The following is a 9,084-nucleotide window of genomic DNA, read 5'->3' on the forward strand; positions in this document are numbered from 1 at the left end:
CGCCGCGCCCGGTGCCCCTACGGAATTACTGGGTGCCGCTTTCGATATAGTCCAGCACGGTCTGGCTGATCTCGGCGTCGATGTCGCGCAGCGACGCGATGAGCGCCTCCATATCCGCCGCGGGCGTGTAGGTGGGCGCCATGCCGGAGACCTTGCGCGCCTCCTCGCGGAAGGCGGGATCGTTATAGGTCTCCTCGAAGCTGGTCCGTAGAAGCTCCAGCGTCTCGGGGTCCGTCCCGGCCGGCACGCCGATGAACCAGGTCACGCCCGCCATGCCCTCGTTGAGCCACTGGACCGCGTCCCAGGCCGGCCCGGAGGGCGCCTCTCCGGTGATCTCCTCGGCCACCTCGGTGAAGGTCGGGATGTCGCCGAAGCTGTCCTCGGCCACGATGGTCCCGTCCGCATCGGTCAACGGGTAGTACCACAGCGGCAGGCCGGTGCCCTCCTCGACGACATTGGCCTCGATGCCGCCGAAGTAGTTGGCGGCCGGCGTCACGTGAAAGTTCACCTCGTCCCGCTGGAGCGCGGCGACGATGTTCGACCCGCCGCGGAAGCCCGTGGTGTAGCCGTACTCGATCCCCAGGATGTCGAGCGACATCCGCGCCGTCAGGTCCAGGTAGGAGCCCGGCCGGTAGCCGCCGATATGCACGCCCTCGGCCCCGGCCAGGTCGGCGGCGGACGAGATGCCGTCGCCGATGTCCCGGCGTCCGTAGGCCATCGACGGCACGCCCATTCCGGCGATCACGTCGAATTCGGACCAGTCCACGTTCTGGCTGGCCGGGCCAATGGCGCGGGTCGGGCCCGACCAGGCGACCCAGGCGACGGTCAGCCCGTCGGGCCGCGCATTGCGCGCCTCGATGATCCCCTTCATCTGGCCGCCGCCGGTCACCGGCTGGATCACGAAATCGGGGTTGCCCGCGATATGCTCCTTCCAGTGATTGGCGAAGTTCTGCGCCATCACGCCGGTCGAGCCGCCCGCGCTGAGATTGATGATGACGCGGACCGTCTCGCCCTCGTAGTCCTGCTGCGCGGCGGCCGGCCCCGCAAGCGCAAGTGCCGCGCTTGTCGCGGCGATCAGTTGTTTCATCATGGTCTCCTCCTCCTCTGTTGGCCTCCCGCGCCGCAGGGTGGATCCTGTCAGCGTGTCATGGTCTTGCTCAGCGTCTCCTGGGGCAGGTAGCAGCCGGCGTCGCGCAGGGACGTGCAGAGCGTCTCGGTATCGAGGTCGCAGCCCGGCTGGCCGGTCTTAATTGATTGCCAGGCCGCGGTGGCCGCGGCCTGGCCCATCATGTAGGCGGCCGACTGGGCCCGGATCGAGCCATGCACGGAATGCCCGCTGGAATGGCAGCGGCCGGCGACCCAGAGGTTCTCCCAGCCCTTCGGCACGAGGATGGAATACGGGATGCCGACGGAGGCGCCCTTGGGCAGCTTGCCCTGACCCTCGAACTGCTTCTTGAAGCGCTCGAATTCCTCCTTGGAGGTGTTCGTCGGGTGGTTGTCCGGCGGGCGATTGTAGACGCAGACCTGGTCGGGAAACTGCCGGCGCGCTTCGTAATCCTCGATGGTGAGCGTGAACTCGCCCACAATCCGCCGGGTGTCGCGCACGCCCATGACCGGGGCGGTGGTGACATGCTCGATGTTCTCGCAGCCCGGCACGTACTTGCGGTAGAACTCGGTGAACTCGACCGCCACCTGGCGCCCCTTGATCATGCCGTCCGACAGGCTCTTGCTGTCCAGCCCGTCCAGCCCGTAGATGTGGCCCGCATTCACGTTGGCGATGCTCTCGCCGATCTTGTTCATGCCCGGCATGAACCGGTATTCCTCAGAGAAGTGGCCCTCTTCGACGGCCTGGGGCAGAAGCTCCTTGCGGGTGCGCAGCTTCACGGCGTCCAGCCCGGCATAGTCGTCGCCATAGGCGGGGTCGTTCCAGTCGATATTGGCATAGAGCGAGCACAACGTGCCCGGCGCCGTGTCGGGCCAGTCGACCCCCGCCACCTTGCACTCGGCCCCGGCCAGCGCCGACAGCGTGGCGTCGCCGGTGCAGTCGACGAACGCCTTCGCACGGATGAACCTGTAGCCCTCGACATTGGAGATCACGGCGCCCAGCACCCGGGTGCCGTCGGTCTCGGCGTCGATCACCTTGGTGAAGAAGCGGACATCGACGCCCGACTCCATGGCCTTCTCGTCGAGCAGGCGCTTCAGGCCCTCGGGGTGGAACGGGATCCAGCGATTGTAGTGCTTGGCCCAGAAATCCGGCGTGACCCCGGGCCCGAGAAAGCCGCGCTGGTGCATATTCTCCACCATCTCGCGGCAGAATCCGCCAACAAGGGGGCGTTCGCCGTCGCCCATCGGGCCGAAGGTCGTCACGAAGGACGACGTCCCCATGCCGCCCATGCAGCCCGTGGCCTCGACCAGCAGCACCCTCGCGCCCAGACGCGCGGCGCATATCGCCGCCGCCGCGCCCGCCGGGCCGCCGCCCGCGACCAGGATGTCGTAGCTGTCGTCGACGGGGATGTCGCGAACCAGGCGGTGGGTCTCTGACGCGGTCATTCCTGGCCTGTCCTTGCCATGCTCGGTGTCGTTGCCGGCGTTTGCGGGGCGGCATGCGGCGCGGACGGGGCGCGTCGCATCAGGCTGTCCAACGCGGCGTCGAGGCCGCCCGCGCCGTAGGGCACGCCCGCCTCGCACAGCCCCATCTCGACGCCGGCCAGGGCCGCGATCAGCGAGAGGTCGTTGAAATCGCCCAGATGCCCGATCCGGAACACCCGGTCGGCGAGTTTCGACAGCCCGTTGCCCAGCGACATGTCGAACCGCTCCAGGACCAGCGCCCTGAAGGCGTCGGCCGAATGGCCCTCGGGCATGCGGACCGCGGTCAGGGAGTTCGACGCCTGCGCCGGGTCGGCGCATTGCGTCTCCAGCCCCCAGGCCGCGACGGCGGCGCGCGTCGCCGCGCCGTGGCGGGCGTGCCGTTCGAAGACCGCCTCCAGCCCTTCCTCGGCCAGCATGTCCAGCGCCTCGGCCAGCCCGTAGAGCAGGTTGGTCGCCGGCGTGTACGGGAAGACGCCGCCTTCGTTGGCCTCGATCACCGCGTCCCAGTCCCAGTAGGCGCGGGGCAGGGCGGCGTGCCGCGCGGCCTCCAGCGCCTTGGCACTCACGGCGTTGAAGCTCAGCCCCGGCGGCAGCATCAGCCCCTTCTGCGAGCCGCCCACCGTGACGTCGACGCCCCAGGCCTCCGCATCGTAGGGCATCGAGCCCAGCGACGAGATCGTGTCGACCATCAACAGCGCGGAATGGCCCGCCGCATCCATCGCGTCGCGGATCTCGGGGATCGCCGAGACACAGCCCGTCGATGTCTCGTTATGCACGGCGCAGACGGCGCGGAACCCGCCGCCGTCAGGGGCGCTCAGCCGCGCCCGGATCGCCTCCGCGTCGGCGCCATGCCGCCAGTCGCCGGGCAGGAGTTCCGGCCGCAGGCCCAGCCGCTCGGCGATCCTGGCCCACTGCACCGCGAAATGCCCCGTCTCGCACATCAGCATGCGGTCGCCGGGAGACATCGTGTTGACCAACGCCGCCTCCCACGCGCCGCTGCCCGAGCCGGGGAATATCACGACGGGGCCGCTGCAGCCGAAGACCCGGCGCAGCCCGGGCCAGAGCCGCTCGGTCAGGGCGCGGAAGGCCGGCCCCCGGTGGTCGATGACCGGTCGATCCATCGCCCGCAATACCCGGTCGGGCAGGTTGGTCGGCCCGGGGATCTGCAAAAGATGCCGGCCGGCGCGGCGCGTCGGGGCCGCTTGGGTCATGGTGGCTCCTCCGCGGCCGGGGCCGCTTTCCTCCCACTGGGATTCGTGTATAATGAATTTTGTATGCAAATTCAAATCCGACGTGCCATCGGGTGCAAATTGTGATGGAGTCGTTCCAATGGAGAGTCTGCAGCCGATCAAACGTGCCAGCCTGCACGGGACCGTCGTGGAGCGCTTGCGCGACCTGATCACCGAGGGGCACGTCCCGCCCGGCGAGAAGATCAACGAAAAAGCGCTATGCGAGGCCTACGGGGTCTCCAGAACCCCGCTGCGCGAGGCCCTGAAGGTGCTTGCGTCGGAGGGTCTGGTGACGCTGACGCCGAACCGCGGGGCGACCGTGGCCGAGATCACCGAGCGCGATCTCGACGAGGTCTTTCCGATCCTGATGGCGCTGGAGGGGCTGGCCGGCGAAGCGGCCTGCGCGCGGATGTCGGATGCCGCCATCCGGCAGCTTCGGGTGCTGCAGGACGAGATGGAAGGCCATTACGAGGCGGGCGACCGGGCGGCGTATTTCCAGACCAACCAGGCGATCCACGAGGCCATTCTCGAAGGCTGCGAGAACCAGACGCTGATCGCCACGCACCGGGCCCTGGCCGGGCGCGTCCGACGGGCACGCTATCTTGCCAACATGTCGCCGGCGCGCTGGAAGCAGGCCGTGGAGGAACATGCCGCCATCCTCTGGGCCATCGAGGCCCGGGACGGGGCGCGCACGGCTCAGTTGCTCCGGGAGCATCTCTCGAACAAGCGCGAGACGCTGCGGGGTTAAGCCATTTGCGCCCCCGCGCTGGCCGCGACGACCCCGGCCATGTCGGACGGCTCCGCCATGGGAGACGTCACGCCTGCGCCGAGAACGCCAGCACGTCGAAGGCGCGAACGGGCGGCAGCGTGACGACGGCGGCGCCGGCCTCCGTGCCGTCGGAGACCGGCAGGGTATCGCCGCTCACCAGTGACACGCAGCGCATCCCGGCGGCGCCCCGGACGGTAAGGCTCAGGTCGTGAATCGGCACGGGCGGCAGGCAGCCGTCGCCGGACACCCCCGAGTAATTGACGACATGGACCAGCAGGTCGCCCGTGGTCGTCTGGCGTTGAACCGTCAGCTCGGTATGGCCGGTCGTCGAAAGGGCCGCGGGCATCTCGCCCGCAAGCTCGCGTGTCAGCTGCGCGAGAAGCTCGCGATGCGGCGTCAGCCGGAAGTCATGGTACAGCTTCGCCGCGTCCCACGGGATGAACACGACCTTGCCGGCGCCGTGGTCGCCCGTCACCACGCCGGGCAGGTCGCTGTCGCTGTCCGGCTCCGGATAGCACAGCTCCGGCGGTCCGAACCGCTGCGGGAGCTCGATCCTGTGCGTGCCGGTCGTGCCGGCCTTCTGGCGGAGCTCGACGTAGGGGCCGTCCAGAAGCACGACATCCGTGTCCGCCTTGAGCGGCTTGTCGGTGTCCAGCCTGAGATAGCCGCCGCGCAGGCTCTCGCGCGTCGAGACGGGGCCGGTGACGGGCAGGCTCTGCAGCTGCAGGCTGTCCTGGGCCGTGCCGGTCTCGTCGTGCGATCCCGCATCGCCGATGACGAGCAGCGCGCCGCCGGCGTTCACGTAGGCGTCCAGGCTCGCGGCCTCTTCCGCGCTGATGCAGGAGGCCCCAGCCAGGACGATGACATCGTACCGGCCGTGCCAGTCCACGAAGTCCGCATCCGTCGCGCGGCTGTCATGGACGATATCGAACGGCAGGCCCGAGTCGATCAGCGCCTTGTACGCCCCGCGAAACGCGGCCGTCTCGGTGCCGTTGCCGTAACGGGCGGATTTGGCGGACTGGTAGAGCGCGATAGTGGCCACGGAGTCGAGGTCGGCGTAGCGCGCCACATGCGCCGCATGCATCCGGAAGATCGCGTCGACCTCCTGCATCGGTTCCCGGTCGCGCTGCTCGGGCAGTCCCATGAAATAGTAATGCGGATCGGCCCCGTTCGCGAGCTGTTGGGCCAGGCGCAGCGCCTGTTGCGCCCCGGATTCCGAGGCATAGCGCCACGGGTAGTCGACGAAATGCGTCACCGCGCTGGAATAGCGGATGCGATTGGCGCCGATCGACCGGAAAGAGCGGGCCTGCTCGCCCGACATATGCTCCCACTCGTTGGCGCGGTCGAGGCGGCGGTTGATCTCGCCGCGGAAGAAGTCGCTGCTCTTGCCGGTGTTCGACACCGCGATGTCCGGTCTGATCTGCTTGGCCAGCTGCCGGAACTCCTCGCGCAGCGCGGTGCTGGTGCTGTCCTGGAAGCGAAGATAGGCGCGGAGCGCGGGTTCGGACGGATCGTAGGAGCGGGGCAGGTCCATCCCGGCGAAATCGCGAAACGCGGATTGGCAGCCCTTGCAGTGGCACACGCCAAGGCGGCGATAGCTGTAGTCGTTGCGCTGATACCCGAACATGTTGAAGAACAGGCCGTCCAGCGCGTAGCGCGACAGCGTCTCCTTCAGAACCTCGGGGGACTGCGCGCGATACCAGCCGCCGTTCACGCAGGCCTGGTAGGTCCCGTTGTATTCGAACGGCACGCCGTCGACGTCGTGACAGAACCAGTCCGGGTTCTGGTCGTAGGCCGGCTTCGTCGCCTTGGACAGGTCGTAGCGCCCGATCACCCGGATATCGGCGGCATGCGCCGCCTCTATCATGTCCGCCACGAGGTCGCGGTCCAGGAAGGGGTTGGCCGCCTGCAGCGGAAGCTCGGACGGATACCACGAGAAGATGCCGCCGACATTGAACAGCATCGCGGTCGCGCCGAACTCCCGAAGGCTTTGCGCGACGGCGGCGGGATCGAGGTCGGCGTCCGTCAGGCGTAGGTTCGTCTGTACGATGCGTTGCGGCGTCTTCCACCATTCGGTCATGTCGTATTCACTCTTCCGATTTCGGGCGAAGGCTTTTCCGCAACCGCGATTTTTTTGTGGGTAATGATTGTCAGATAATGTACTATTTTGTCAATCGGCTTTCGGATATGATCCAGTCAGCCGTTTTTGGTATCGCGTTCGGCGCGCTCTCGTGCCAGCGTGGCAAGATTGTAAACCTCGATCGATAAGACGGGATAACAGTGGCGATGAAGTCGACGACAGAAGCCAGAACTGCCGCGTCCGGAGGCGGCAGGCAGAAGGACGCTCCCAGGAAGCCCGGCTACAGCCGGCTGGCGCAACACCTGCGCGAGGAGATCCTGGAAGGACGCATATCGGCCGGGACACGGCTGAAGGTCGCGGATATCGCCGAGCGGTTCAAGACCAGCACGAACCCGGCGCGAGAAGCGCTGCAGATACTCGAAGGCGAGGGGCTCGTCACGATCACGCCCAATCGCGGCGCCAGCGTGCGGGAGATCAGCGAAGACCTGGTCCACAATATCTTCGATATTAAGGTTCTGTTCGCCGGATATTTCGTCCGGTCCTTCGCCGAGAGCGCCACGCCCGCGGAGGTCGCGGAACTGAGAGCGTTGCAGGAGGACTGCGAGGAAACGGTCAATAACGGCGACTACGAGCAGTACCACGTGCGCAACCTGCGCTTTCACGAATGCATCGAGAACCATCACTTCAACAAAGAAGCGCTGGGGATCATGAAGCGCTACGACAGCTGGCTGCAGGCGCTTTCGAAGAAGAAGCCGCTGAGCCTGGCCCAGATGCGGCGCTCGAATGCCGATCACTGGCGCATCGTCGAGGCCATCGAGGGCGGCGATCCCGATGCGGCGGTCCGCGCCATGAAAGAGCATCTGGACAACGCGCATTCCGTCTTCCTCGACCGAATCCGGCGCCAGCGCAGCCTCGTCGCCGAGTGATCCGTCGCCGGCGAATGCGGAGGATGCCAGGCTGAAATCAGGCTGAAATAAAGAATTCTTCATATTCAGGCGCTTGCTCGAATGCCGGCGTGGGGGATGCTTTTCAGGTTGCAGATTATACATTATCGTGTACGTTTTGTGTGTCAGATTGAGCGTATGACTGGGGCGACGGAGGACAGCCCAAGGCACTTCGACGACAGCGCGTCTTACTGACAGTCACATCAAGGGAGGAATAAATGGACATCCTGAAGAGATCGGTCGTTTCCAGGCGGAGCCTTCTGCTCATGACCGCACTGGGAGCCTTTTCATTCAATGGCGTGCTGACGCCCGCGAAGGCCGGCGAAGCGCCGGATCTCGCCGCAATGGTGGAAAGCGGCGACCTTGCGCCCCTGGAAGAGCGGCTGCCGGAGAACCCGCTGGTCGTGGAGCCCGTGGACCGCGTGGGCGATTACGGCGGCCTGTGGCGCATGGCGCTGCTGGGCGGGTCGGACGATTCGTGGATCCGGCGCACCGTGGCCTACGAGAACTTCATGCGCTGGACCCCGGACTGGAGCGGCGTGGTGCCGAACATCGCCGAGTCGGTCGACGTGAACGACGACGCGACGGAGTTCACCTTCCACCTGCGCGAAGGCATGAAATGGTCGGACGGCGCGCCGTTCACCGCGGCCGACATCCAATTCTGGCACAACGACCTGCTGCTGAACAAGGAATTCACCCCGACGCCGGCGGAGCCGTTTATCAATGCCGACGGCTCGCCCGTCGCGTTCGAGATGATCGACGACTACACGTTCACCTTCACCTTCAAGGAGCCGAAGGGCCTGTTCCTGCAGTACCTCGCGACGGCGCGGACGCTCGACAACGCGGCCGTCCGCTACCCGCGTCACTACCTGGAGCAGTACCACCCGGACTATAACGACGATGTGCAGGCCGAGATCGACGCCGCCGGCGAAAGCAACTGGGTCGGCCTGATGGTGAACAAGTCGGAGTTCTACTCGAACACCGAAGTGCCCACCCTGAACGGCTGGATCTTCACGCAAGGCTACGGCAGCGGCAACGCGACCGCCGCGGTCGCCGAACGGAACCCGTACTACTGGAAGGTCGACACCGAGGGGAACCAGCTGCCCTATATCGACACGGTGCGCTACGACATCCTGTCCGATGTCGAGGTTCTCGTGACCAAGACGCTGGCCGGCGAGATCGAATTCCAGGACCGTCACCTTGCCGTGCCGGCGAACAAGCCGGTGCTCTACGAGGGGCGCGAAGAGGGCAACTTCGAGTTCTTCGAGGAGACGCCGTCGGCGCCGAACACGATGGTGATGATGTTCAACCTGAACCATCGTGACGACGCCATGCGGGAGATCTTCCAGAGCAAGGATTTCCGCATCGGTCTGTCGCACGCTAGAGCATTTCGGGGCAACCCTGAGTCGCGGGGGATTCCCTTGTGGGACTGTTTGTGATTCATCCTGTTCAGGAGGATGTTTCATGTCAGCA

The 9,084-nt window shown here is 66.4% G+C and carries 7 protein-coding genes; 3 read left to right on the forward strand and 4 right to left on the reverse strand.

Annotated features, from left to right (window positions below):
• Window positions 1–25: 25 nt before the first annotated feature.
• From P1J78_RS22990 to P1J78_RS23000, 3 genes are read right to left on the reverse strand one after another with little or no spacing between them, the layout of a single operon-like run.
• Window positions 26–1,087 (reverse strand): type 2 periplasmic-binding domain-containing protein, encoded by a 1,062-nt coding sequence (locus P1J78_RS22990; RefSeq protein WP_275569723.1) that lies wholly within the window; start codon window positions 1,085–1,087, stop codon window positions 26–28.
• Window positions 1,088–1,137: 50 nt separating this feature from the next.
• On the reverse strand, window positions 1,138–2,550 hold the full coding sequence (locus tag P1J78_RS22995; RefSeq protein ID WP_275569724.1) for an FAD-dependent oxidoreductase: 1,413 nt from the start codon (window positions 2,548–2,550) through the stop codon (window positions 1,138–1,140).
• Complete coding sequence (locus P1J78_RS23000) at window positions 2,547–3,800, reverse strand: pyridoxal-phosphate-dependent aminotransferase family protein (protein WP_275569725.1); 1,254 nt, start codon at window positions 3,798–3,800, stop codon at window positions 2,547–2,549. The genes P1J78_RS22995 and P1J78_RS23000 overlap by 4 nt, the downstream gene beginning before the upstream one ends.
• Before the next feature lie 118 nt (window positions 3,801–3,918).
• Here P1J78_RS23000 and P1J78_RS23005 point away from each other — a divergent pair, with 118 nt between their 5' ends.
• Window positions 3,919–4,566, forward strand: a complete 648-nt coding sequence (locus P1J78_RS23005; RefSeq protein ID WP_275569726.1) for a GntR family transcriptional regulator — start codon at window positions 3,919–3,921, stop codon at window positions 4,564–4,566.
• Between the two features lie 67 nt (window positions 4,567–4,633).
• On the opposite strand, the gene P1J78_RS23010 is transcribed toward P1J78_RS23005, so the two are convergent.
• Window positions 4,634–6,667, reverse strand: a complete 2,034-nt coding sequence (locus P1J78_RS23010; RefSeq protein ID WP_275569727.1) for a hypothetical protein — start codon at window positions 6,665–6,667, stop codon at window positions 4,634–4,636.
• Between the two features lie 206 nt (window positions 6,668–6,873).
• On the opposite strand from P1J78_RS23010, the gene P1J78_RS23015 reads away from it, so the two are divergent.
• Complete coding sequence (locus P1J78_RS23015; protein WP_275569728.1) at window positions 6,874–7,593, forward strand: GntR family transcriptional regulator; 720 nt, start codon at window positions 6,874–6,876, stop codon at window positions 7,591–7,593.
• Window positions 7,594–7,877: 284 nt separating this feature from the next.
• Entirely contained in the window at window positions 7,878–9,050 is a 1,173-nt protein-coding gene (locus tag P1J78_RS23020; protein WP_275569729.1) for an ABC transporter substrate-binding protein, read from the forward strand.
• The last annotated feature ends 34 nt before the right edge of the window (window positions 9,051–9,084 follow it).

Origin of the sequence: Psychromarinibacter sediminicola, from assembly GCF_029168335.1 — a bacterium.
GTDB classification, from domain to species: Bacteria; Pseudomonadota; Alphaproteobacteria; order Rhodobacterales; family Rhodobacteraceae; genus Psychromarinibacter; species Psychromarinibacter sediminicola.